The sequence below is a fragment of the Caballeronia glathei genome, from assembly GCF_000698595.1.
In the GTDB taxonomy this organism is placed as follows: Bacteria; Pseudomonadota; Gammaproteobacteria; order Burkholderiales; family Burkholderiaceae; genus Caballeronia; species Caballeronia glathei.
This window is the reverse complement of sequence record NZ_JFHC01000010.1, coordinates 88,795-113,209: the sequence shown is the minus strand read 5'-3', so window position 1 is coordinate 113,209 and position 24,415 is coordinate 88,795. Positions and strand designations below refer to the sequence as shown.

The 24,415-nt window shown below is 63.8% G+C and carries 19 protein-coding genes; 3 read left to right on the top strand and 16 right to left on the bottom strand.

The features are described from left to right. Positions 1-20: 20 nt before the first annotated feature. Complete coding sequence (locus BG61_RS09715) at positions 21-842, top strand: GNAT family N-acetyltransferase (RefSeq protein ID WP_035925297.1); 822 nt, start codon at positions 21-23, stop codon at positions 840-842. 109 nt (positions 843-951) lie between these two features. On the opposite strand, the gene ppx is transcribed toward BG61_RS09715, so the two are convergent. Beyond that, positions 952-2,463 carry an exopolyphosphatase gene (gene ppx, locus BG61_RS09710; RefSeq protein ID WP_035925298.1) on the bottom strand — a complete coding sequence of 504 codons (1,512 nt, stop codon included), beginning with the start codon at positions 2,461-2,463 and terminating at the stop codon, positions 952-954. A gap of 223 nt (positions 2,464-2,686) precedes the next feature. Here ppx and ppk1 point away from each other — a divergent pair, with 223 nt between their 5' ends. Then, positions 2,687-4,750 (top strand): polyphosphate kinase 1, encoded by a 2,064-nt coding sequence (gene ppk1 / locus BG61_RS09705; RefSeq protein WP_035925301.1) that lies wholly within the window; start codon positions 2,687-2,689, stop codon positions 4,748-4,750. A gap of 923 nt (positions 4,751-5,673) precedes the next feature. On the opposite strand, the gene phoR is transcribed toward ppk1, so the two are convergent. The 11 genes from phoR to BG61_RS09650 all read right to left on the bottom strand — a co-directional run bounded on the left by phoR (position 5,674) and on the right by BG61_RS09650 (position 17,787). Continuing rightward, positions 5,674-6,987, bottom strand: coding sequence for a phosphate regulon sensor histidine kinase PhoR (phoR, locus tag BG61_RS09700; protein ID WP_035925304.1), 1,314 nt, complete (start codon positions 6,985-6,987; stop codon positions 5,674-5,676). Between the two features lie 33 nt (positions 6,988-7,020). Beyond that, entirely contained in the window at positions 7,021-7,722 is a 702-nt protein-coding gene (gene phoB, locus BG61_RS09695; protein WP_035925306.1) for a phosphate regulon transcriptional regulator PhoB, read from the bottom strand. Positions 7,723-7,756: 34 nt separating this feature from the next. Beyond that, positions 7,757-8,461 (bottom strand): phosphate signaling complex protein PhoU, encoded by a 705-nt coding sequence (phoU, locus tag BG61_RS09690; RefSeq protein WP_035925309.1) that lies wholly within the window; start codon positions 8,459-8,461, stop codon positions 7,757-7,759. A gap of 36 nt (positions 8,462-8,497) precedes the next feature. Beyond that, complete coding sequence (gene pstB, locus BG61_RS09685; protein WP_232255968.1) at positions 8,498-9,253, bottom strand: phosphate ABC transporter ATP-binding protein PstB; 756 nt, start codon at positions 9,251-9,253, stop codon at positions 8,498-8,500. A gap of 161 nt (positions 9,254-9,414) precedes the next feature. Continuing rightward, positions 9,415-10,296 carry a phosphate ABC transporter permease PstA gene (gene pstA / locus BG61_RS09680; RefSeq protein ID WP_035925313.1) on the bottom strand — a complete coding sequence of 294 codons (882 nt, stop codon included), beginning with the start codon at positions 10,294-10,296 and terminating at the stop codon, positions 9,415-9,417. Beyond that, a complete protein-coding gene (gene pstC, locus BG61_RS09675) occupies positions 10,293-11,276 on the bottom strand; it encodes a phosphate ABC transporter permease PstC (RefSeq protein ID WP_035925314.1) in 984 nt (327 codons plus the stop codon). The genes pstA and pstC overlap by 4 nt, the downstream gene beginning before the upstream one ends. 94 nt (positions 11,277-11,370) lie before the next feature. After that, the gene (gene pstS, locus BG61_RS09670) at positions 11,371-12,402 is read right to left on the bottom strand and encodes a phosphate ABC transporter substrate-binding protein PstS (RefSeq protein WP_035925317.1); all 1,032 of its coding nucleotides are present in this window, start codon (positions 12,400-12,402) and stop codon (positions 11,371-11,373) included. Between the two features lie 184 nt (positions 12,403-12,586). After that, positions 12,587-13,942 carry a phosphoglucosamine mutase gene (gene glmM, locus BG61_RS09665; protein WP_035925319.1) on the bottom strand — a complete coding sequence of 452 codons (1,356 nt, stop codon included), beginning with the start codon at positions 13,940-13,942 and terminating at the stop codon, positions 12,587-12,589. A 121-nt stretch (positions 13,943-14,063) separates the two neighbouring features. After that, positions 14,064-14,948, bottom strand: a complete 885-nt coding sequence (gene folP, locus BG61_RS09660; protein ID WP_035925579.1) for a dihydropteroate synthase — start codon at positions 14,946-14,948, stop codon at positions 14,064-14,066. Positions 14,949-15,055: 107 nt separating this feature from the next. Then, positions 15,056-16,942, bottom strand: coding sequence for an ATP-dependent zinc metalloprotease FtsH (gene ftsH, locus BG61_RS09655; RefSeq protein ID WP_035925321.1), 1,887 nt, complete (start codon positions 16,940-16,942; stop codon positions 15,056-15,058). 182 nt (positions 16,943-17,124) lie between these two features. After that, on the bottom strand, positions 17,125-17,787 hold the full coding sequence (locus tag BG61_RS09650; protein ID WP_035925323.1) for an RlmE family RNA methyltransferase: 663 nt from the start codon (positions 17,785-17,787) through the stop codon (positions 17,125-17,127). 381 nt (positions 17,788-18,168) lie between these two features. Here BG61_RS09650 and BG61_RS09645 point away from each other — a divergent pair, with 381 nt between their 5' ends. After that, the gene (locus BG61_RS09645; RefSeq protein WP_035925325.1) at positions 18,169-18,708 is read left to right on the top strand and encodes a YhbY family RNA-binding protein; all 540 of its coding nucleotides are present in this window, start codon (positions 18,169-18,171) and stop codon (positions 18,706-18,708) included. A 120-nt stretch (positions 18,709-18,828) separates the two neighbouring features. On the opposite strand, the gene BG61_RS09640 is transcribed toward BG61_RS09645, so the two are convergent. From BG61_RS09640 to carA, 4 genes are all read right to left on the bottom strand, one after another. Further along, positions 18,829-19,347 carry a DUF4149 domain-containing protein gene (locus tag BG61_RS09640; protein WP_035925328.1) on the bottom strand — a complete coding sequence of 173 codons (519 nt, stop codon included), beginning with the start codon at positions 19,345-19,347 and terminating at the stop codon, positions 18,829-18,831. Further along, positions 19,347-19,823 (bottom strand): transcription elongation factor GreA, encoded by a 477-nt coding sequence (gene greA, locus BG61_RS09635; RefSeq protein ID WP_035925330.1) that lies wholly within the window; start codon positions 19,821-19,823, stop codon positions 19,347-19,349. Before greA ends, BG61_RS09640 begins: the two co-directional genes overlap by 1 nt. 120 nt (positions 19,824-19,943) lie before the next feature. After that, on the bottom strand, positions 19,944-23,198 hold the full coding sequence (gene carB / locus BG61_RS09630) for a carbamoyl-phosphate synthase large subunit (RefSeq protein ID WP_035925332.1): 3,255 nt from the start codon (positions 23,196-23,198) through the stop codon (positions 19,944-19,946). A 61-nt stretch (positions 23,199-23,259) separates the two neighbouring features. Further along, positions 23,260-24,402: a glutamine-hydrolyzing carbamoyl-phosphate synthase small subunit gene (gene carA, locus BG61_RS09625; RefSeq protein ID WP_035925334.1), complete on the bottom strand. Its 1,143-nt coding sequence runs from the start codon at positions 24,400-24,402 to the stop codon at positions 23,260-23,262. Between the last annotated feature and the right edge of the window lie 13 nt (positions 24,403-24,415).

The following is a 24,415-nucleotide window of genomic DNA, read 5'->3' as shown; positions in this document are numbered from 1 at the left end:
CGTCCTATCGAGGAACGCCAATGCAAGATTCGCCGACGCCTGCCTTGCCGTTCGGAGCGCTCGCATCGCCTGCGCCCGACTCGCGCCGCCGACTGCCGCGCGCTGCTGTCGCCGTCACGGGACAGCATCGGCTGCAGGTTGCCTGGGCTCGCTCCGACGACGCCCTTCGCGAGGCCCAACGCCTGCGCTATCGCGTGTTTTCCGAAGAAATGGGCGCGCGTCTCACGGGCCCCGCGGGCCTCGACGTCGACGCCTTCGACGCCTATTGCGACCACCTGCTCGTGCGCGACCTCGACACGCTGAAAGTGGTCGGCACCTATCGCGTGCTGCCGCCGCATCAGGCCGCGCGCATCGGGCGCCTCTATGCGGAAAGCGAATTCGACGTCTCGCGTCTCACGCATCTGCGGCCGAAGCTCGTCGAGGTGGGCCGCACGTGCGTGCATCCCGACTACCGCAACGGCGCGGTGATCATGTCGCTGTGGGGCGGGCTCGCCGCGTACATGATGCAGAACGGCTACGAAACGATGATCGGCTGCGCGAGCGTCGGCATGAGCGACGGCGGACACTTCGCGGCGAACCTCTACGATTCGCTGCGCGCCGATGCGCTGACGGCCCCCGAATACCGCGCGTTTGCCCACACGCCGCTGCCGGTGGATGAACTGCGCACGGGTATCGAAGTGAGCCCGCCGCCGCTCGTGAAGGGCTACTTGCGGCTCGGCGCGAAGATCTGCGGCGCGCCCGCATGGGACCCCGACTTCAACACGGCGGATTTCCTCACGCTCTTTCGCCTGTCGGATATCAACGCGCGCTACGCACGTCACTTCATGGGCGACGCGCGCTGAGCCCTGCGGCGGCGCGTGTATCGAAAAAGGCCCGGCGCCTTCACGGCGCCGGGCCTTTCGTTCTGTGCAGCTAAAGACCAGCGTTACAGAGATGCTGGTATTCGCCGCCTCAAACCCCGGTATAGACCACCCGGTAGCGCCGCCCGATCTTCTCCCATTCAGCCGCTTCCTGAACGAGGCTGTAGTCGGTGAGCGGATTGTTCACGACCCATTCGTTCGGCAGACGCACGTCGAAGCCGCCGCCCGCCTGCTCCACCTCGATCGCCGGCAGGTGCGCATCGGCGCGCCGGCGACACAGGAGCGCCGCGAGGCGCAGGCAGAAAAGCAGCGTCCAGTCGATGTCGCGTGCATGGGCGAGCTTGCCGAGCTTGCCCGCGTGGCCAAGCACGAGCGCCGCGAGCCGCGCCTGATCGGTGCGTGAGAAACCCGGCATGTCGGCGTGGCTCGTGATGTAGGCCGAATGCTTGTGGTACGCGCTGTGCGCGATCGACAGGCCGATCTCGTGCAGCGCCGCCGCCCACGCGAGGAACATGCGGTTTTCCTCGCGGCGTTCGTCGTCGGGTTCGTTGAACTGGTCGTAGAAGCTGATCGCCAGCTCCCCGATGCGCTCGGACTGGGCCGCGTCGACGCCGTAGCGCCGCTTGAAACCTTCCACCGTCACCGTGCGCATGTCCTGATGCTGCGAACGGCCAAGCAGGTCGTAGAGCACGCCGAGCCGCAGCGCGCCGTCGGTCGTGTCGACGTAATCGATGCCGAGCTCCTCGAACACGCCGAGCATGATCGACAGCCCGCCCGCGAGCACCGGCACCCGGTCCGGCTTCAGCGCGACGAGCTTCAGCCGGTTCACGTTCTCCGCCTTGATCAGCGCGCGCTTCAGGCGCTCCAGCCCGCCGCGCGAAATGCCGTGCGTGACGTGCGGATCGTTGAAGCCGTTCGCCTCGACGAGTTCGGCGAGCGCGCGCGCCGTGCCAGAGGACCCGATCGCCTGATCCCAGCCCGTCTCCTTGTACTCGCTGGAGATGATCTGGATTTCGCGCTTGGCGGCGAGTTCGGCCTGGCGCATCGTGTATTCGTCGACGTTGCCCGCCGCGAAGAACTGCCTGCTGTGGCTCACGCAGCCGATGTAGAGGCTTTCCATGTGGATCGGCGTGTAGTGCGCGCCGATGATGAACTCCGTCGAGCCGCCGCCGATGTCCACGACGAGACGCTTGCCCGCGCTCGCCGGCACCGAGTGCGCGGCGCCCGCATAGATGAGCCGCGCTTCCTCGCGGCCCGCGATCACTTCGATCGGAAAGCCGAGCGCGGCCTGCGCCTCGGCGAGAAATTCGTCTGCATTCTTCGCGACGCGCAGCGTATTGGTCGCGACCGCGCGCACGTGGTCCGGGTGAAAATCGCGCAACCGTTCGCCGAAGCGCTTGAGCGCATCCCAGCCGCGCAGTTGCGACGCGCGGTCGAGATATTTGTCGCGGGAGAGGCCGGCTGCAAGCCGCACGGGCTCGCGCAGCGCATCGACCTGATAGATCTGGCTACCAGCCGTCGTTTCCTCGACGCGTCCGACGATGAGCCGGAAGCTGTTCGATCCGAGGTCTACGGCGGCAAGAAGGTGCGGTTGAGTGACCATCGGGTATCCAGAATTCATGGGGGAAAAGAGCGCACAGCGGGAGCGCGCCGCGGCGCCGCACCAATTCTAATCCATGCGCGGCGCCGGGCGCCCCGCTCAAGCGACGCTATTCCCTTTCCGCGTAGAATTTGTGACACTGCGACTGTCACAAAACATTAATCTTACTGTGAGATTATCCGAAGGTTCCGTCGCCCTTTCGACCGACCCTCCATTTCCCCTGCTGATGTCCATACGCCACCCGCTACTCAATCGCGAACTGGGCATTCTTGGTTTCAACGAACGCGTGCTGGCGCAGGCCGCCGACACGTCCGTTCCCCTGCTCGAACGCCTTCGCTTCATCTGCATCACGAGCAGCAATCTCGACGAGTTTTTCGAAGTCCGCATGGCGGGCCTGCAGGAGCAGATGCGCGACAACCCGGGCTCGCTCTCGCCCGACGGCATGTCGCTGCAGCACGTCTACGATCTCGTTGTCGAGCGGGCGCACCGGCTCGTGCGCCAGCAGTACGCGATGCTTCACGACATCGTGCTGCCCGCGCTCGAGAGCGAAGGCATCTATTTTCACGGCGTCGAAGCGTGGAGCGAGCAGCAGACCGCCTGGGCGCGCGAATACTTCTACAACGAACTGCTGCCGGTGCTCACGCCGATCGGGCTCGACCCCGCGCATCCGTTTCCGCGCGTGCTCAACAAGAGCCTGAACTTCGTCGTCGAGCTCGAGGGCAAGGACGCGTTCGGCCGCCAGGCGGTGATGGGCATCGTGCAGGCGCCGCGCGCGCTGCCGCGCCTCGTGCGCATGCCGGAGGCGCTCTCGGGTTATCCGCACGGTTTCGTGCTGCTCAGCTCGCTGATGCAGCACTTCGTCGACGAACTGTTCCCGCACCTGAACGTGCGAAGCTGCAACCAGTTCCGCATCACGCGCAACAGCGAACTGTTCGTCGACGAGGACGAAATCACCAACCTGCGCGTCGCGCTTCAGGGCGAACTGCCGGCGCGGCACCTCGGCAACGCGGTGCGGCTGGAGGTATCGGCCGATACGCCGCCGCACATGATCCGGCGGCTGCTCGACGAAAGCCAGCTGAACGAGCGCGACTGCTATCGCGTGAACGGGCCGGTCAATCTGGTGCGCCTGATGCAGTTGCCCGAGATGGTCGACCGGCCGGATCTCAAGTTCGTCCCGCATATTCCGTCCGTGCCGAAGGAAATCGCGAATGCATCGAATCTTTTCGATGCGATCGATCAGGGCGACATCCTGCTGCACCATCCGTACGAGAGCTTCCAGCCGGTGCTCGAACTGCTGCTGCAGGCGGCGAAGGACCCGCAGGTCGTCGCGATCAAGCAGACCATCTACCGCACCGGCACCGATTCGCCGCTGATGGACGCGCTGATGCAGGCCGCGCGCAACGGCAAGGAAGTGACGGTGGTGGTGGAACTGCTCGCGCGCTTCGACGAGGAGACGAACATCAACTGGGCGGCGCAGCTGGAAGCGGTCGGCGCGCACGTGGTGTACGGGGTGGTGGGCCACAAGTGCCACGCGAAGATGATGCTGATCGTGCGGCGCGTCTCGCAGGACGGCAAGATGATGCTCAAGCGTTACGTGCATCTCGGCACGGGCAACTATCATCCGCGCACGGCGCGTCTTTACACCGACTTCGGCATGATGACCGCCGACCAGGAACTCTGCGAGGACGTGCATCACGTGTTTCAGCAACTGACCGGCATCGGCGGCGAGATCGGGCTGCATCAGATCTGGCAGTCGCCGTTCACGCTGCACCCGAGGCTCATCGACGCGATTCGCGCCGAAGCCGACGAGGCGCGCGCCGGCAGGAAGGCGCGCATCGTCGCGAAGATGAACGCGCTGCTCGAGCCGACCGTGATCAGCGCGCTTTACGAGGCGTCGCAGGCGGGCGTGAAGATCGATCTGATCGTGCGCGGCGTGTGCTCGCTCAAGCCGGGGGTCGAGGATCTGTCGGAGAACATCACGGTGCGCTCGATTGTCGGGCGTTTTCTGGAGCATCACCGGATCTTCTATTTTTACGCGGCGGGCAAGGAGAATGTGTACTTGTCGAGTGCGGACTGGATGGACCGCAACTTCTTTCGCCGCGTGGAAGTCGCGTTTCCGATCAGGGACCGGCGATTGAAGCGCCGCGTGATCGCGGAGGGTTTGTCGGTGTTTCTCGGCGACAACCAGTCGGCGTGGCTCATGCAGAGCGACGGACATTATCGGCGCCGGCGGCCCGGCAGGGCCATGCGCAATGCGCAACTGGGGTTACTGTCGAAATTCTGTGCCTGAGCGGCTGGGCTTTTTTGCTTTGTTCTCTTTTTTTGCTTGGGCGTGGTTTGGTTGGTCGGGGGTCAGTACTTGCCGGAGTTTTGCCGCTGGCGCTCGGGTTTGTGGTTTGCGCCGTTTGATGCGCTTCGGCTTCTGTGAAACTTGCTTTGTTCTTGGTCTATTGGCTTCGCCCCTGTGCGGGGCGGCAGTCACTTTCTTTGCACGCGCATGCCGCTGGCGCTCGGGTTGTGGTTTACGCCGTTTGATGCGCCTCCGCTCCTACGAAACTTGATTTGATATTGGTCTATTAGCTTCGCCCCTGTGCGGGGCGGCGGTGTTAGGACGTGACCACGTTTAAGTTTTTCAGAGTGGCCCGACCGTGGGAGTGTCCCCCTTACATAACAAAGGGACTTGGTACGCGGACCCACTGTGTCATCGCGCCATTAAGCGGAATGGTAAGGCAGTCATTCATCCGCCTCGGCACTGCGTGCCCGGCGTGGGGTTTGTAGCGTGCTAGGCATGCGCCGCAAGATGACGAAAGCGTCACTCGCGGCAAAAAACGAAGCGTTTTGTTGTGACGCACCTCGCGTCGGAGCGAAGCGAGGACGGATGGATGATTGCTTTACCACTCCGTTTAACGGCGGGACGACGCAGTGGGTCCGCGTACCCATCCGCTCGACGTACAGAGGTGGACACTCCCACGGTCGAGCCACTCTTAATGACTCAATTGTGATCACGTCCTAACACCGCTTACCCCATAGCTGCTTTCTTGGTTACTTTCTTTGCAGCAGCAAAGAAAGTAACTGCCGCCCCGCACAGGGGCGAAGCTAATAGACCGATAACAACGCAAGTTTCACAGAAGCCGAAGCGCATCAAACGGTTCAACAAACCCCAACCCCGAGCGCCAGCAGACCCCCCCGTACGGCGAAAGCAAAAAACCAAGCCTATGCAGCGATCGACTTCCGCGCCGCCGTCCGCGACGCAGGAAACCGTACGATGAACGTGCTCCCGCGCCCTTCTTCGCTTTTGACATCGAGTTCGGCATGATGCCGCTGCAACACGTGCTTGACGATCGCAAGGCCCAGCCCGGTGCCGCCGGTGTCCCGCGACCGGCTGCGGTCCACGCGATAAAACCGCTCCGTGAGCCGCGGAATATGCTCCGCCGGAATGCCCAGTCCGCTGTCGCGCACCGAAAACACCGCGCGATCCTGAACGCGATGCCACGCCACGTCGATCGTCCCGCCATCCGGCGTATAGCGGATCGCATTCGTCACAAGATTGGCCAGCGCGCTCACGATCTCCGTCTCGGCGCCCGCCACCGTGAGCGACTCATCGGCGCGAAAAATGATCCGGTGCCTGCCCCCCGAAAGACTGTTCGCGTCGTCCTCGAGATGGCGCATCACCGCGCGCATGTCGAGCAGCCCGTCGCCCGGAGGACGCATGTCGCCCTCCAGATTGGCGAGCGTGAGGAGGTCGCGCACGATGTTCTGCATCCGCGAAGCCTGCTGGTCCATCATCTCCAGATAGCGCGCGCGGTCGGCCTCGTCGAGCGGCAACTCGCGCATCGTCTCGAGAAATCCCGACAGCACCGTGAGCGGCGTCTTCAGTTCGTGCGACACGTTCGCGACGAAGTCGCGCCGCATCGAATCCGTGCGCTCGAGTTCGGTGATGTCCTGCGTGAGAATCAGCTTGCGGTTCTCACCGTACGGAAACACCTGCACCGACAACGTATGCTGCCGGTTCGCCCCCATGCCGCGCATGACGAGCATTTCCTCGTAGTGGTGCGAATTCAGGTAGCGCACGAACTCCGGCTGCCGCACCAGATGCGTGATGTGCTGACGCAGGTCGCGCTTCGCGTCGAGGCCGAAATGCGTCTCCGCAATCGCGTTGCACCACTCGATCTGATCATGGTCGTCGAGCATCGCGACGCCGTTCGGCGACGCCTGGATCGCCTGGATGAAGCGCGAGTGCTGCTGCTCGACCTGGCGCACCTGCGCGTGCCAGCGCTTCGCGAGCTTGTGCAGCCGGTAGTAGATCTCGCCCCAGACGCCGAGCGCGCTCGGCACTTCTCCGTAGACGGGCGCGTCGAGCAGGCGCCACAGGCGCTGCGTGTGGAAGGTGCTGAAAAAACCCTGGACCACGAGCATCACCACCGCGAACACGAGCGCGATGCGCACGCCGAAAATCGCGCCGACGATCGCGCTCAGCGCCGCGAGCAACGCAAGGGACACGAGCGAGCGCGTCCAGATGATGTTCATGTAGGCGAATCGAAGAGTGGAAACGGCCGTGCGTCAGGCGCTCTTGGCCAGCCGGTAGCCGCTGCCGCGCACCGTTTCGATCATAGCATCGCAGCCCGCGGGCTTCAGCGCCGCGCGCAGGCGCTTGATGTGCACGTCGACGGTACGCTCCTCCACGAACACGTGATCGCCCCAGACCTGGTCGAGCAGTTGCGTGCGGCTGTGCACGCGCTCCGGATGCGTCATGAAGAAATGCAGCAGCCGGAATTCGGTCGGGCCGAGGTCGAGCTTGATGTCGCTGCCCGAGTGGCTCGCGGCCACGCGGTGCGTCGCCGGGTCGAGGCGCAGGCCGTTGATCGCAACCACGTCTTCGGTCAGCTGAGGCGCGCGGCGGCGCAGCACCGCCTTGATGCGCGCCATCAGTTCCTTCGGCGAGAACGGCTTCGTGACGTAGTCGTCCGCACCGATTTCGAGGCCGAGCACCTTGTCCTGCTCGTCGCCGCGAGCGGTCAGCATGATGATCGGAATGTGCTTGGTGCGCTCGTTGTTGCGCAGCTCGCGCGCGAATGCGATGCCGGATTTGCCCGGCAGCATCCAGTCGAGCAGCACGAGATCGGGCAGGACGTCGCTGATCAGATTTTGCGCCTGTTCCGCGTTATACGCGCGGATCGGGCAATGTCCCGCGTGTTGCAGATTCACCGAGATCAGTTCGGAGATCGCGGGTTCGTCTTCAATGACGAGGATACTGCTGGGCATCGGCACCTCTGTGACCTTTTTGCTTGGGTGGGAATTAACTGAGCGCTTCGCGCTCGAGCTGGTCGCGCGACACGTGACGCACGTCCGTTCCCTTGACGATGTAGATGATGAATTCGGCGATGTTCTTCGCGTGGTCGCCGATACGCTCGACGGCCTTCGCGATGAACAGATAGTCGAGGCCCGCCGAGATCGTGCGCGGGTCTTCCATCATGTAGGTAACGAGCTTGCGCACGAAGGCGCGGAATTCGTCGTCGATCGCCTTGTCGTCGCGCACGATCTGCGCGGCGGCAACGGTGTCGAGGCGCGCGAACGCGTCGAGCGCCCGGCGCAGGATCGTCACCGCCATCTCGCCCGAAAGCTTGATCTCGGCGATGTTCACCGTGCGGCCCGCGCCGTCCTCGTTGATGCGCTTCACGCGCTTCGCGATCTTCTCGGCTTCGTCGCCGGCGCGCTCGAGGTTCGTGATCGTCTTCGAGATCGCCATCAGCAGGCGCAGGTCGCGCGCGGCCGGCTGGCGGCGCGCGATGATGTTGCTGCACTCTTCGTCGATCTCGACTTCCATCGTGTTCAGCCGCACTTCGGCTGCGATCACCTGGTCGGCGATCCCGATGTCGAACGTGTTGAGCGCCTGCATCGCGTTGATGATCTGCGACTCGACGAGGCCGCCCATTTCCAGCACTTTCGACGACACCGCGTTCAGATCGGCGTCGAACTGGCTTGACAGATGTTTATCGGACATGTGTGCTCCTGTAGTCCCTTTTCTCTTGCCCGCGGCTTAGCCAAACCGGCCCGTGATGTAGTCTTCCGTTTCCTTGCGGGCGGGCTTGATGAAGATCTTTTCGGTGTCGCCAAACTCGATCAGCTCGCCAAGGTACATATAGGCAGTGTAGTCCGAACAGCGTGCGGCCTGCTGCATGTTATGCGTGACGATCACTACCGTGTAGTCGCTCTTCAGCTCGGCGATGAGTTCCTCGATGCGGCCCGTGGAAATCGGGTCGAGCGCGGAGCACGGTTCGTCGAGCAGCAGTACTTCCGGCCGGATGGCGATGCCGCGCGCGATGCACAGGCGCTGCTGCTGTCCGCCCGACAGGCCATAGCCGCTTTGCTGCAGCTTGTCCTTCACTTCGTTCCAGAGCGCGGCCTTGGTGAGCGCCCACTCGACGCGGTCGTCCATCTCCGAGCGCGAGAGCTGCTCGAACATCTTCACGCCGAACGCGATGTTGTCGTAGATCGACATCGGAAACGGCGTCGGCTTCTGGAACACCATGCCGACGCGCGCGCGCAGCAGCGAAATGTCGCGGCGCGTGTCGAGCAGGTTCTCGCCGTCCATCAGGATTTCACCCTCGGCGCGCTGCTCCGGATAGAGCGCGTACATCTTGTTGAAGGTGCGCAGGAGCGTGGACTTGCCGCAGCCCGACGGACCGATGAACGCCGTCACCTTCTTCTCGGGAATACGAAGATTGATGTTCTTCAGCGCGTGGTACTTGCCGTAGAAGAAGTTGAGATCGTTTACCTCGATCTTCGGCTTCATCGAATCGGCGGGCTTCGCGCTGTGCGCGGGCTTGATGCTGCCCGGCAGCGGGCCGCGTTCCGTCGTGCCCGTGCTGGCCTTGTCTTCCACCGTGCGATCGCCCGTGCTTGCATCCAGGCGACTGACACCACTTTCAACCATATTCATGGAATCACTCCACCTTATTTTTTCGAAATGATCGTGCGCGCAAGGATGTTCAGTCCGAGCACGCCGAGCGTAATGAGGAACACGCCGGCCCACGCGAGCGCCTGCCACTGCGGAAACGGGCTCATCGCGAACTTGTAGATCGTGACCGGAAGGTTCGCGACCGGCTGGTTCATGTCCCACGAGAAGAACTGGTTCGAGAGCGCCGTGAAGAGCAGCGGCGCCGTTTCGCCGGCAATGCGCGCCACGGCGAGCAGCACGCCCGTCACGATGCCGCCGACCGACGCCTTCAGCGTGATCGACAGCACCATCTTCCACTTCGGCGTGCCGAGCGCGAACGCGGCTTCGCGCAGCGCGTTGGGCACGAGCTTCAGCATGTTCTCGGTCGTGCGGATCACGATCGGGATCTGCAGGAGCGCGAGCGCGATCACGCCGGCCCAGCCGGAAAAGCGCCCCATCTTCGCCACCACGAGCGCATACACGAACAGGCCGACGACGATCGACGGCGCTGACAGCAGGATGTCGTTGATGAAGCGCGTCACGTTCGCGAGCCAGCCCTTCTGGCCGTATTCCGCAAGGTACACGCCCGCGAGGATGCCGAGCGGCGTGCCGATGAACGTCGCGAGCAAGACGAGCATCAGGCTGCCGACGATCGCGTTGGCAAGACCGCCGCCATCGGTGTTCGGGGGCGGCGTGGACTGCGTGAAGAGATCGATCGACAGGCCGCCGATGCCGAGCTTGAGCGTCGTGAAGAGAATCCACACGAGCCACAGCAGGCCGAACGCCATCGCCGCGAGCGAGAGCGTCAGCGCGAGCGCGTTGGTGCCGCGGCGCCGGCGCTGAAGTTTGATGCGCGTCGCTTCGCTGCGATCGTTTTCGATGAATGCGGGCTGGCTCACTTGGCGCCCTCCCCTTTTTCGAGGCGAAGCAGCATGAGTTTCGACAGGGCCAGCACGAAGAACGTGATCACGAAGAGAATGAGGCCGAGTTCCATCAGCGCGGACGTGTGCAGGCCCGGGCCCGCCTCGGCGAATTCGTTGGCGAGCGCCGACGTGATGCTGTTGCCGGGTGAAAAGAGCGACACATTGTCGAGCAGGTTGGTGTTGCCGATCACGAACGTCACTGCCATCGTCTCGCCGAGTGCGCGGCCGAGGCCAAGCATCACCCCGCCGATCACGCCCGTTCGGGTGTACGGCAGCACGATGCGCCACATCACTTCCCAGGTCGTGCAGCCGATGCCGTATGCCGACTCCTTCAGCAGCACGGGCGTGACCTCGAACACGTCACGCATCACCGCCGCGATGTAGGGAATGATCATGATCGCGAGAATGACGCCCGCGCACAGAATGCCGATGCCGATCGGCGGGCCCTGAAAAAAGCGTCCGATCAGCCAGACGTCGCCGAGCAGCGCGCCGAGCGGCTTTTCAAAATAGGTGGCGAAAATGGGGGCGAAGACGAGCAGGCCCCACATGCCATAGACGATCGACGGAATCGCCGCCAGCAATTCGATCGCGACGCCGAGCGGCCGGCGCAGCCAGGCGGGCGCCAGTTCGGTGAGAAACAGCGCGATGCCGAAACTCACCGGCACGGCGATCAGGAGCGCGATGATCGACGTCGCGATGGTGCCGTAGATCGGCACGAGCGCGCCGAAGCTTTCAGAGGGTGGATCCCACTCCGCGCGCCAGAGGAAGCTCAGGCCGAACTTCTCGATCGTCGGCAGCGAGGCGACAAGCAGCGACACGATGATGCCGCCAAGCAAAAGCAGCGTGACGACGGCCGCAAGCCGCGTCACGCCGCCGAAAACGATGTCGCCGAGACGGCCCGGGGCACGTTGCGTGCCGCTCGCAGGCGGAGTCGACGCTAGATTGATGTCCGACATGGGAACCTTGGGTCAGGCCGCGCGGCACCTGCCGCGCGGCGAAACGTGCAACTGCTGTCCAGTCTTAACAGCTTAGGACAGTTTCAGACATCACTTACTGTGCAACCGGCTTGCCCGACGCGTCCTTGACCTTCGCCTTCCATTGCGTGCGGATTTCGGCAACGACCGATTCCGGCAGCGAGATGTAGTCCAGGTCGTTGGCAGCCTGGCCGCCGTTCTTGAACGCCCAGTCGAAGAACTTCAGCGTTTCGGTGCCTTGCGGCGCCTTTTCCTGCGTTGCGTGCAGCAGAACGAACGTCGCGCCGACGATCGGCCATGCGTTCTTGCCCGACTCGTTCGTCAGGATCTGGTAGAACGACTTCGACCAGTCCGCGCCCGCTGCAGCGGCCTTGAACGTCTCCGTCTTCGGCTCGACCACCGTGCCTGCCGCGTTCTTCAGGTCGACGTAGGTCATCTTGTTCTGCTTGGCGTACGCCCATTCCACGTAGCCGATCGCACCCGGCAGGCGCTGGACGAAGGCGGCGACGCCGTCGTTGCCCTTGCCGCCCGTCCCCGTCGGCCAGTTGACCGTCGAACCTTCACCGACCTTCGACTTCCACTCCGGGTTCACCTTCGACAGGTAGTTCGTCCAGATGAAGCTCGTGCCCGAACCGTCGGCGCGGCGCACCACGGCGATGTCCGTATCCGGCAGCTTGACCTTCGGGTTCAGCGCGGCGATCGCCGGGTCGTTCCACTTCTTGATCTTGCCGAGGTAGATGTCACCGAGCAGTTCGCCCGACAGCGTCACTTCACCGGCCTTCACGCCCGGCACGTTGATCACCGGCACCACGCCGCCGACCACCGTCGGGAACTGGAACAGGCCTTCCTTGGCGAGTTCGTCGTCCTTCAGCGGGGCGTCGGAACCTGCGAAATCAACCGTCTTGGCGATGATCTGCTTGATCCCGCCCGACGAGCCGATGCCCTGGTAGTTGACCTTGCCGCCGCCCGTTTTCTGGTAGGCGTCCGCCCATTTCGTATAGATCGGTGCTGCGAAGGTACTGCCCGCGCCGGTGATATCGGCTGCTTGCGCAGAGATGGCGAACAGGGCGCCAATTACGCCAGCCAGCGCGGTTTGCATCAATTTCATGAGACCTCCAGGTTGTGAGCGGATGACACGACAAGGCGAAGCATAGGCACTGTCTGTGACAGTAATGTGACTCTCCGTGAAGCTCGCGTGTCATTCCTCTTACACTCATGAAAGCAGATGAATTGTCTCCTGAAGGCGAAAAAAAAGCGGGCCGTAGCCCGCTTCCGCCTAATTCGCAAAATGCTTACGAAGTCGCGCTCTTTACCACCTGCGCAATCGTTTCCGCGTGCCGAACCGCGTCCTTTTCGGCGGCCGCCTCGACCATCACCCGAAGCACCGGCTCCGTGCCCGACGCGCGGATCAGCACCCGGCCATTCGGTTCGAGCGAGCGCTCCGCCTGCGCGATCGCGGCTTTGATCGCGTCGCTGCTCTTCCAGTCGGCGCCCGGGCTCATGCGCACGTTGATCAGCTTCTGCGGAAAAAGCTTCACGCCGTCGAGCAGTTGCGCGAGCGACTTGCCGCTGCGCTTCAATGCCGCCAGGACGAGCAGCGCCGAGACGATGCCGTCGCCGGTGGAATGGCGGTCGAGCGACAGAATGTGGCCCGAGCCTTCCGCGCCGAGCTGCCAGCCGTGTTCGCGCAGCTTCTCCAGCACGTAGCGGTCGCCGACCGCCGCGCGCACGAACTTCACGCCCGCCTCCTTCAGCGCGACTTCGACGGCCATGTTGGTCATCAGCGTGCCGACGGCGCCTTCCACCTTGCCGTCGGTGGCGATGCGGTCCTTTACCAGCACGTAGAGCAGTTCGTCGCCGTTGAAAAGACGCCCCGACGAATCGACCACCTGCAGGCGGTCCGCGTCGCCGTCGAGCGCGATGCCGAGATCCGCGCCGTTCTCGCGCACCGCGCGCACGAGCGCGTCGGGCGCGGTGGCGCCGACGCCGTCGTTGATATTGAAGCCGTTCGGCGACACGCCGATCGGGATTACTTCGGCGCCCAGTTCGTGGAACACGTGCGGCCCGACGTCGTACGCGGCGCCGTGCGCGCAATCCAGGACGAGCTTCAGGCCGCGCAAGTCGAAGCTCGCCGGGAACGTGCTCTTGCAGAATTCGATGTAGCGGCCGCCCGCGTCATCCAGCCGTCGCGCCTTGCCGAGCCGCTCCGAGGGCGCGCAGGCAAGCGGTTCATCGAGTTGCGCCTCGATTTCGAGTTCCACGTCGTCCGGCAGCTTGTTGCCGTCGGCGGAGAAGAATTTGATGCCGTTGTCGTCGTAGGGATTGTGCGACGCGCTGATCACGACGCCCGCCGCGAGCCGCAGCGCGCGCGTCAGATAGGCGATGCCGGGCGTGGGCATCGGGCCGGCCAGCATGACGTCGACGCCCGCCGCCGCAAAACCCGATTCCAGCGCGGCTTCGAGCATGTAGCCCGAAACGCGCGTGTCCTTGCCGATCAGCACCGTCGGACGACCCTTGCTTTGCCAGCGGTCGGCGCCCGCGAGCACCTTGCCGGCCGCGTAGCCGAGCCTCAGCACGAAATCCGGCGTGATCGGCGCCTCGCCGACCTTCCCCCGAATACCATCCGTTCCAAAATATCGACGTGCCATTGTTGGGTGACCCTCCCTCGCAGGCGTGAAGGCGCGTGTTGTGTGCCTGCGACTTATTTATAAGGACGGCGCGCGCGCACGCGCCGTGTTCTGCCTGCCGATTCCCGTGGATCGGCGCCCGCTAATGATGCCTGCTAAGCCCGGCGTCTTTTGTTGCCTGCCAAACCTTCAGACCATCGAGCGTGGGCGCGACGTCGTGAACGCGGATGATCACCGCGCCCCGCTCCGCCGCGCACACCGCGGCGGCCACGCCCGCCGCGACGCGCTCACCCGTCTTGCGCCCGGTGACGGCGCCGAGCATCGACTTGCGCGACATCCCCGCGAGCAGCGAAAAGCGCGTCCCGGCCGGCCGCGTGTCGGCAAGACCGGCGAGGAGCGCGTAGTTGTGCGCCTCGGTCTTGCCGAATCCGTAGCCCGGATCGAGGCAGATCCGCTCGCCGGAAATCCCGGCCCGGGTCAGCGCATCGATGCGTTCCTCGAAAAACGCCCGCACCTCGGCGACGACGTCCTGATAAACCGGTTCGCGGAGCTGCATCGTCTGCGGCTCGCCGAGCATGTGCATCACGCACAGGCCGCAATTGCTGTCCTTGACGGCGTCGAGCGCGCCTTCGCGGCGCAGGCCCCAGACGTCGTTGATCATGTCGGCGCCGGCATCGAGCGCGGCGCGCATCACGGCGGGCTTGTAGGTATCGACCGAGAGCGGCACGTTGACCGTGCGCAGCGCCTCGACGATCGGGATCACGCGTTCGAGTTCCTCGTCGAGCGGCACCGGGACCGATCCCGGCCGCGTCGACTCGCCGCCGATGTCGATCATGTCGGCGCCGTCGGCGAGCATCTGCTCGGCGCGCGCCAGGGCGTCGCCGCGCGAAAGATAGCGGCCGCCGTCGGAAAACGAGTCCGGCGTGACGTTCAGGATGCCCATGACGAGTGGCCGCTCGAAGGTCAGCGTGAACCGCCCGCATTGAAGCGGCTGGGGCTGGGCCGTTTGCGAAGTTGATTTGTCCAAGCGATTCGAGAAGAACGAGTTGAAGAATCCGGCTGCCGGAGCGGCCACGAATGAAAAAAAGGGCCGGTGTGCGGAACACACCAGCCCTTGTTCGGATCGAGTGAAACTCAGGCAGGCGCGGTTGCGTTGCCCGGCTTCACTTCCGTGCCGCTGTTGCCGCTCGGCGGCGTATCGCCGGAAGGAGGCGGCAGATTTTTCGGCGGACGCGGCGGGCGGCCCGCCATGATGTCGCTGATCTGGTCGGCGTCGATGGTTTCCCATTCGAGCAGCGCCTTCGTCATGGCCTCGACCTTGTCGCGGTTGTCTTCGAGCAGCTTGCGGGCGAGCCCGTACTGCTCGTCGAGAATCCGGCGGATTTCGGCGTCGACCTTCTGCTGCGTCGCCTCGGACACCGTCTTCGACGCGAGCTTGCCGAACATGCCGTCCTGTTCCGTATCGACGTAGACCATCGTGCCGAGCACATCGGACATGCCGTAGCGCGTCACCATGTCGCGCGCCATCTTGGTCGCGCGCTCGAAGTCGTTGGAAGCACCCGTCGACATCGAATTGAGGAACACTTCTTCCGCCGCGCGGCCGCCGAACAGAATCGCGATTTCCTCGAGCATCTTGTCGCGATACAGATTCACGCGGTCATGCTCGGGCAACTGCCAGGTCACGCCGAGCGCCCAGCCACGCGGCATGATGGTGACCTTGTGCACCGGATCGGCGTGCGGGAGAAGCTTCGCCACCACCGCGTGCCCGGACTCGTGGTACGCCGTGTTGCGCCGCTCTTCCTCGCGCATCACTGCCGACTTGCGCTCCGGACCCATGAAGATCTTGTCCTTCGCGTCCTCGAAATCCTGCATTTCGACGATCCGCTTGCCGCGACGCGCGGCAAAGAGCGCCGCCTCGTTCACGAGGTTCGCGAGATCGGCGCCCGAGAAGCCGGGCGTGCCGCGAGCGATCACCGACGCATCGACGTCGTTCGAAATCGGCACCTTGCGCAGGTGAACCTTCATGATGTGTTCGCGGCCGCGAATATCCGGCAGGCCCACATACACCTGGCGGTCGAAACGGCCCGGGCGCAGCAGCGCCTTGTCGAGCACGTCGGAACGGTTCGTCGCGGCAATCACGATCACGCCGGAATTCGCCTCGAAACCGTCCATTTCGACGAGCATCTGGTTCAGCGTCTGCTCGCGTTCGTCGTTGCCGCCGCCCATGCCGGCGCCGCGATGACGGCCGACCGCGTCGATTTCATCGATAAACACGATGCACGGCGCATGCTTCTTCGCTTGTTCGAACATGTCGCGCACGCGGGCCGCGCCCACGCCGACGAACATTTCGACGAAGTCAGAACCCGAGATGCTGAAGAACGGCACCTTCGCCTCGCCGGCGATCGCCCGCGCAAGCAGCGTCTTGCCGGTACCCGGAGGGCCGACGAGCAGCACGCCGCGCGGAATTCGCCCGCCGAGCTTCTGGAATTTCTGGGGATCGCGCAGGAAGTCGACGAGCTCGGACACCTCTTCCTTCGCCTCGTCGCAGCCCGCGACATCGGTGAAATTGATCGCGTTGTTGTTCTCGTCGATCAGCCGCGCACGCGACTTGCCGAACGAAAACGCCCCGCCTTTGCCGCCCCCCTGCATCTGCCGCATCATGTAGAACCAGAAGCCGATGATCAGGATCGTCGGCCCGAGGTAATACAGCGCAGACACGAGCGCGTTGGGTTCGTCGTCGGCCTTGCCGCTCACCTGGACGCCGTACTTCATCAGGTCGCCCACCATCCAGATGTCGCCTGGCGACACGATCTGGTACTTCTGACCATCTGCCGGAGTGACCGTAAGATTGCGGCCCTGAACGGTGACTGTCTTGACCTTGCCGTTCTTCGCGTCGTCCATGAACTGCGAATAAGACACACCTTCCTGGACGCGGGGCTTATCGAACTGCTTGAACACCGTGAACAGCACCAGTGCGATCACGAGCCACACTGCTGCCTTAGAGAACATATTGTTGTTCAAAGCACCACTCCTCACTCATAGACGGGCGCCTACATACGCCTTGCGGCACCACGAAAGCATTCTAATCCAGTCCGCTAACCCCTGCCATAAGGTTTAACGACGGCGCAAATAGCAGCGGAGGCCGATTTTTTGGCAGATTCGACGAAAATTGGCCGCATTTCGCCAATTCCGTTTGCCCAAGCTCAGGCGGGATGCTTGAGCTGCCTGCCCAAAATAAACGTTTCGGACGATTTGTCACGCGATGCCTTGGGCTTGCGCGGCGCGACGATTTTGAATTGGTGCTTGAATTTCTCGACAATCTGGCTATAGCCGCTGCCGTGAAACACTTTGACTAACAGGGCACCATCCGGTTTCAGATGGTTCTGTGAGAACTCCAGCGCAAGATCGCATAAATGCTCGATTCGCGCCGCATCCGCACTCGCCACACCGGACAAGTTGGGGGCCATGTCGGAGATTACAAGGTCCACCTGACGCTCGCCGACGATTTCATCGAGCTGCTCCAGCACGGCGTCCTCGCGGAAGTCGCCCTGGATGAACGTGACGTCGGCGATCGGCTCCATCGGCAGGATGTCGAGCGCGATGATCGTTCCGTCGATGCCGCCCACGCGCTCTGCGTCGCGCTTCGAGCCCCGCGCGAGCTTGTTGCGCGCGTACTGGCTCCAGCTTCCGGGCGTCGAGCCGAGATCGACGATCACCTGCCCCGGGCGAATCAGCTTGTCCTGCTCGTCGATCTCCTTGAGCTTGTAGGCGGCCCGCGCCCGGTAGCCCTCGCGCTGCGCGAGCTTCACGTACGGATCGTTGATGTGGTCGTGCAGCCACGAATGGTTGAAGCGGTTTTTTGCCATTAAGAATGAACTCTTGCTGCGTAATCTTGCTGCATTAAGCAAGGCTTTTAGCGGATAATACGCGACTTATTCGGCCGGCCGCCGCATCGCGCGACCACGGCCGGCATCGGTGGAGATCGGTGAATCAGGGCTTTCCTGGCGTGCCTCCCGCGGCGGCGCGCTATTGTGAACTACGATGAACTGCGGTGAACCGCGCTGCTTCGCGCTCTCGCCCCGCCGTGGAAAGCTGCACGGCCGGACATCGGCCGCGTTGTACCGCCTGCCCTGCCGTTTTTACAGGCTCTTCGAGCTTCCGGCGCGCCCCGCGCTATGCGCAGCGTGCCGCCTTCACCCATTTTTGCGCTTCAGTACCTCTCATTTTAGTCGAGTCAGTCACTTCTCATGCCAGCTCTCAAACTCTCTCCCGCCCAACGCGCCGACCTGCGCTCCCAGGCCCATGCGCTCAAGCCCGTCGTGCTCGTCGGCGCTGAAGGGCTGACCGAAGCGGTGCTCGCTGAAATCGAAGTCCACCTCGGCGCGCATCAGCTCATCAAGATCCGCGTGTTCGGCGACGACCGCGACGCGCGCGTCGCGATCTACGACGAAATCTGCGATCGCCTCAACGCGGGCCCTGTTCAGCATATCGGCAAGCTGCTCGTGATCTGGAGGCCGGAAGACACGGCGCCCGTCCGCAGCGCCGGCGCGAACGCCCGCCGTACCGCCATTCCAAGCGTCCGCGAAGCAGCGGAGCAGCCAGCGAAGGGGCGCGCGCCACGAATCGTGAAGGCCGTGAAGATCACGCGCGACGCACCCGTCGTGCGCAAGCCCAAGAAGCAAAAGCTGCTCGTGCGCGGCAACGAGCGCGTCACGGCGGGCGGCAACGTCAAGCGCGCGAAGAAGCGTCAGGCGAGCGCCAAGCGGCAGCATCAGACATCGAAGTAAGCAGTGATCCGGGCGGAGCCCGGAACGCGGCGACGCCCGTCGCATTAGGCGGGCGCCGTTCTTTTATAGGCAAATGAGCGGCAAACGAGACGCAGGCGAGCCGCAACCGAGCGGCGGGATTTATCGGCGGACGCGGCGGGCCGCCACGGCGGCGGACTGACCCCGCGCCACGACCGGCCCGGATGCGAAGTGTCCCGGCAGACGCCAGACGAGCAGAAGGCCCAGCACGCTTTCGAGCAGGTAGAACGCGCTCGACACCCCGTGCAGCACGCCGAAGCGCTTCGCGTAGACCGAATTCGCGAGATCCGTCCCCGCCTCCTGCGCGGCGATGCGCAGCGAGTTCATGAACGGCTGCAGGCCGAAATAGCCGATCAGCACACACAGCAGCATGACTGCGACAATCCACCGCACCCGTTTGTAGTCGACGAAACCGCCGCGCACCATCCGATTGCCGATCAGCAGCAATATCAGCGCGCACACGACGCCGAGCATGCCTTCGACACGGAACAGCTGCGCCGCGACCGACCCGGCCGTCGTGCGGTCGAGCATCGAAAAGAGGACGGGCGCGACGACATAGCCAAGCGTCAGCAGGCTGCCGACCCACACCATTGTCACGATCCGGAAGATCCGATGCGCCATCAGACGTATCGAACGGCGATGATTTCGTACTCGCGGGCACCGCTCGGCGCCTGGACCGCCGCGACGTCGCCTTCCGACTTGCTGATCAGCGCCCGCGCGATCGGCGAGCTGATCGACACGAGGCCGTGATCGATGTCGGCTTCGTCGTCGCCGACGATCTGGTAGGTCACCGTGCCGCCCGATTCCAGGTCCTCGAGCTCGACCGTCGCGCCGAACACCACGCGCCCCTCCGCTTCGACGGTCGTCGGATCGATGACCTGCGCCGCGGCCAGCTTCGATTCGAGCTCGGCGATACGGCCTTCGATGAAGCCCTGCTTTTCCTTCGCCGCGTCGTATTCGGCGTTTTCCGACAGGTCGCCCTGAGCGCGCGCTTCCGCAATCGAATTAACGACCGCCGGGCGCTCGACCGATTTCAGGCGTTGTAATTCCGCGCGCAGAAGCTCTGCGCCGCGCTTCGTCAATGGAACTGTGCTCATAAACAACTCGGGGAACAAAAAACAGCCGTAAAAAAATTACCGCGGTTAAGTGCATCTCCCGGTAAGAAAGGAGACGCCGCTTAACCGCGGCCCTTGATGCTAAGACGGATAATCGAAGCCTTAGTTTAGGCGAGCATGCAGACCTTGTAAATCATAGACTTCCAGGTCCTTCAGGTACCTGAGACCTTCGACCGCGGCCCGCGCGCCCGACATGGTCGTGTAGTACGTGACCTTGTTGGCCTGCGCGCTCATGCGGATCGAGCGGGAATCGGCGATTGCGGCGCGCGTTTCGTCAACAGTCGTGAATACGAGCGCGATCTCGCCGTTCTTGATCATGTCGACGATGTGCGGGCGGCCGTCCTTCACCTTGTTCACCACCCTGACCGGCACGCCCGCCGCCTCGATGGCCGCCGCCGTGCCCTTGGTCGCGACGATCGGGTAGCCGAGTTCGTGCAGCATGTGCGCGACTTCGACCGCCTTCGGCTTGTCGGCGTCCATCACGGTGAGCAGCACCGTGCCGGACTCCGGCAGACGCGAGCCCGCCGCGAGCTGCGACTTGAAGAGCGCCTCGCCAAACGTGCGGCCGACGCCCATCACCTCGCCGGTCGAGCGCATTTCGGGCCCGAGCACCGGGTCGACGGCCGGGAATTTCACGAACGGGAACACCGCTTCCTTGACGCTGAAATACGGCGGAATCACTTCCTTCGTCACGCCCTGCTGCACGAGCTTCTGGCCGACCATCGCGCGCGCGGCGATCTTGGCGAGCGGCAGGCCCGTCGCCTTCGACACGTACGGCACCGTGCGCGACGCGCGCGGGTTCACTTCCAGCACGTAGATGACATCCTTCTTCGTGCCGTCGTTCTGCGGCACCTGCTGGATCGCGAACTGCACGTTCATCAGGCCGATCACATTGAGCGCGCGCGCCATCGCGCCCGTCTGGCGCTTCAGTTCGTCGACGGTTTCCTGCGACAGCGAATAAGGCGGCAGCGAGCAGGCCGAGTCGCCGGAGTGCACGCCCGCCTGTTCGATGTGCTCCATTACGCCACCGATGAACACCGACTCGCCGTCGGAGATGCAGTCGACGTCGCATTCGATCGCGTCGTTCAGGAACCGGTCGAGCAGCACCGGCGAGTCGTTGGATACCTTCACGGCCTCGCGCATGTAGCGCTCGAGATCGCGCGGCTCGTGGACGATTTCCATCGCCCGCCCGCCCAGCACGTACGACGGGCGCACGACGAGCGGATAGCCGATTTCCTCGGCGAGCTTGAGCGCCTCGTCTTCGGCGCGCGCCGTGCGGTTCGGCGGCTGGCGCAGGTTCAGGTCCTGCAGGAGCTTCTGGAAGCGCTCGCGGTCTTCCGCGGCGTCGATCATGTCCGGCGACGTGCCGATGATCGGCACCCCGTTCGCTTCCAGATCGAGCGCGAGCTTGAGCGGCGTCTGGCCGCCGTACTGCACGATCACGCCGACCGGCTTTTCGAGATCGACGATTTCAAGCACGTCTTCGAGCGTCAGCGACTCGAAGTACAGGCGGTCGGAGGTGTCGTAGTCGGTGGAAACCGTTTCCGGGTTGCAGTTGACCATGATGGTTTCATAGCCGTCCTCGCGCATCGCGAGCGCCGCGTGCACGCAGCAGTAGTCGAACTCGATGCCCTGCCCGATCCGGTTCGGCCCGCCGCCGAGCACCATGATCTTCTTCCTGTCCGTGGGGTTCGCCTCGCACTCGTCCTCGTAGGTCGAGTACATATAGGCGGTTTTCGTCGCGAATTCGGCCGCGCACGTGTCGACGCGTTTGTAGACCGGGCGCACCTTCAGTTCGTGGCGACGTTTGCGCACCGCCGTCTGATCCGAGCCCGTCAACTTCGCGAGACGACGGTCCGAAAACCCGCTCTGCTTCAGATACAGCAGTTCTTCACGCGAGAGGCTCTCGAGCGTGCGGCCGGAAAGCGCCTTTTCCTTGAGAATGATCTGCTCGATCTGAGCGAGGAACCACGGATCGATCGAGGTTTCCTCGAAGATTTCCTGCGGCGTCAGGCCGAGACGGAACGCGTCGCCGAGGAACCAGATGCGGTCCGGGCCCGGCTCGCCGATCTCGCGGATCGCTTCGTCACGGCTCGTGGTCTTCTCGTCCAGGCCGTCGACGCCGACTTCCAGCCCGCGCAGCGCTTTCTGAAACGATTCCTGGAACGTGCGGCCGATCGCCATCACTTCGCCGACCGACTTCATCTGCGTGGTCAGGCGCGAATCCGCCTCGCGGAACTTCTCGAACGCGAAACGCGGAATCTTGGTGACGACGTAGTCGATGGTCGGCTCGAACGACGCCGGCGTCTGACCGCCGGTGATCTCGTTTTTCAGTTCGTCGAGCGTGTAGCCCACGGCCAGCTTCGCGGCGACCTTCGCGATCGGGAAGCCGGTCGCCTTCGACGCCAGCGCCGACGAGCGCGACACGCGCGGATTCATCTCGATCACGACCATGCGGCCGTCCTTCGGGTTGATCGCGAACTGCACGTTCGAGCCGCCCGTGTCCACGCCGATCTCGCGCAGCACCGCGAGCGACGCGTTGCGCAGGATCTGGTACTCCTTGTCGGTGAGCGTCTGCGCCGGGGCGACGGTGATCGAGTCGCCGGTGTGCACGCCCATCGGGTCGAGGTTCTCGATCGAGCACACGATGATGCAGTTGTCCCTGGTGTCGCGGACCACTTCCATCTCGTATTCTTTCCAACCGAGCAACGACTCTTCGATCAGCAGTTCGCGCGTCGGCGAAAGATCGAGCCCGCGACGGCAGATTTCCTCGAATTCTTCCTTGTTGTACGCGATGCCGCCGCCCGAGCCGCCGAGCGTGAACGACGGGCGGATCACGGTCGGGTAGCCGCCGCTGCCGGTTTGCGCGGCGATCTCGGCCTGCACCTGCAACGCTTCTTCCATCGAATGCGCGATGCCCGACTTGGCCGAGCCGAGCCCGATCTTCGTCATCGCTTCCTTGAACTTCTGGCGGTCTTCCGCCTTGTCGATCGCTGCCGGCGACGCGCCGATCAGCTCGACCTTGTACTTCTCCAGCACGCCGTGATGGAAAAGATCGAGCGCGCAATTGAGCGCGGTCTGGCCGCCCATCGTCGGCAGGATCGCGTCCGGGCGCTCCTTCGCGATGATGCGCTCGACCACTTCCCACGAAATCGGCTCGATGTAGGTCACGTCCGCCGTGTTCGGGTCGGTCATGATCGTCGCGGGGTTGCTGTTGACGAGAATGACCTTGTAGCCCTCTTCGCGCAGCGCCTTGCACGCCTGCGCGCCCGAATAGTCGAACTCGCACGCCTGGCCGATGATGATCGGTCCCGCGCCGATGATGAGGATGCTCTTGATGTCTGTCCGCTTCGGCATAACTGCTCTCGGTAATGTATTGCTGTGTTCTGTTCTGGTGCTCTTGCGTGCTGCGTGGCGCTTATGCCGCGACCTTCTGCGCTTCCATCAGCTTGACGAAGCGGTCGAACAGATACGCAATGTCGTTCGGTCCCGGCGACGCTTCCGGATGGCCCTGGAAGCAGAACGCGGGCTTGTCGGTGAGCGCGAAGCCCTGCAGCGTGCCGTCGAAGAGCGAGACATGCGTGACCTTCGCGTTCGCGGGCAGCGTGGAAGCGTCGACGGCGAAGCCGTGGTTCTGCGACGTGATCACGACGCGCCCGTCGTCGAGATCCTTCACCGGATGGTTCGCGCCGTGGTGCCCGGTCTTCATCTTCACCGTCTTCGCGCCGAGGGCGAGGCCCATGATCTGATGGCCGAGGCAGATGCCGAACGTCGGAATGCCGCGCTCGATGAATTCGCGCGTGGCGGCAATCGCGTAATCGCACGGCTCCGGGTCGCCGGGGCCGTTCGACAGGAAGATGCCGTCCGGGTTGAGCGCGAGCGCATCGGCGGCCGTGGCCTCTGCCGGCAGCACGGTGACCTGGCAGCCGCGCTCCGCGAGCATGCGCAGAATGTTGTGCTTCACGCCGTAGTCGAACGCGACCACGCGATGCTTCGGCGCTTCCTGTTTGCCGTAGCCCTCGCCGAGACGCCATTCGCTCTGCGTCCAGTCGTATCTTTCCTTCGTCGACACGACTTTCGCGAGGTCCATGCCCGCGAGGCCGGGGAACGAGCGCGCGAGCTCGAGCGCTTTCGCTTCATCGGCGGAGCCGGCGAGGATGCAGCCGTTTTGCGCGCCCTTGTCGCGCAGGATGCGGGTGAGCTTGCGGGTATCGATACCCGCGATCGCGACGACGCCCTGCGCCTTCAGATAGTCGGAGAGCGACTGCTCGGAGCGGAAATTCGAGGCAAGTACCGGCAGATCACGGATGATCAGGCCGGCGGCATGGACTTTGGTGGCTTCGACATCCTCGGCATTCACGCCGACATTGCCGATATGCGGATAGGTGAGCGTGACGATCTGGCGCGCGTAGCTCGGATCGGTCAGGATTTCCTGATACCCGGTGATCGCGGTATTGAACACCACTTCGCCGATCGTCGAACCGGAGGCGCCGATCGAATGACCACGAAAGACCGTGCCGTCGGCGAGTGCGAGAAGTGCTGGGGAAAATGACGGCAACACGGGAGGCTCCTTG

Excerpts from the sequence above, each read along its gene's own strand:
- ppx (WP_035925298.1), bottom strand. The coding sequence starts at position 2,463 with ATGGTCACTCAACCGCACCTTCTTGCCGCCGTAGACCTCGGATCGAAC.
- phoB (WP_035925306.1), bottom strand. The coding sequence starts at position 7,722 with ATGCCCAGCAGTATCCTCGTCATTGAAGACGAACCCGCGATCTCCGAA.
- BG61_RS09645 (WP_035925325.1), top strand. The coding sequence starts at position 18,169 with ATGCCAGCTCTCAAACTCTCTCCCGCCCAACGCGCCGACCTGCGCTCC.
- BG61_RS09715 (WP_035925297.1), top strand. The coding sequence starts at position 21 with ATGCAAGATTCGCCGACGCCTGCCTTGCCGTTCGGAGCGCTCGCATCG.
- pstS (WP_035925317.1), bottom strand. The coding sequence starts at position 12,402 with ATGAAATTGATGCAAACCGCGCTGGCTGGCGTAATTGGCGCCCTGTTC.
- glmM (WP_035925319.1), bottom strand. The coding sequence starts at position 13,942 with ATGGCACGTCGATATTTTGGAACGGATGGTATTCGGGGGAAGGTCGGC.
- phoU (WP_035925309.1), bottom strand. The coding sequence starts at position 8,461 with ATGTCCGATAAACATCTGTCAAGCCAGTTCGACGCCGATCTGAACGCG.
- BG61_RS09650 (WP_035925323.1), bottom strand. The coding sequence starts at position 17,787 with ATGGCAAAAAACCGCTTCAACCATTCGTGGCTGCACGACCACATCAAC.
- ppk1 (WP_035925301.1), top strand. The coding sequence starts at position 2,687 with ATGTCCATACGCCACCCGCTACTCAATCGCGAACTGGGCATTCTTGGT.
- phoR (WP_035925304.1), bottom strand. The coding sequence starts at position 6,987 with ATGAACATCATCTGGACGCGCTCGCTCGTGTCCCTTGCGTTGCTCGCG.
- greA (WP_035925330.1), bottom strand. The coding sequence starts at position 19,823 with ATGAGCACAGTTCCATTGACGAAGCGCGGCGCAGAGCTTCTGCGCGCG.
- pstC (WP_035925314.1), bottom strand. The coding sequence starts at position 11,276 with ATGTCGGACATCAATCTAGCGTCGACTCCGCCTGCGAGCGGCACGCAA.
- pstB (WP_232255968.1), bottom strand. The coding sequence starts at position 9,253 with ATGAAGCCGAAGATCGAGGTAAACGATCTCAACTTCTTCTACGGCAAG.
- BG61_RS09640 (WP_035925328.1), bottom strand. The coding sequence starts at position 19,347 with ATGGCGCATCGGATCTTCCGGATCGTGACAATGGTGTGGGTCGGCAGC.
- carB (WP_035925332.1), bottom strand. The coding sequence starts at position 23,198 with ATGCCGAAGCGGACAGACATCAAGAGCATCCTCATCATCGGCGCGGGA.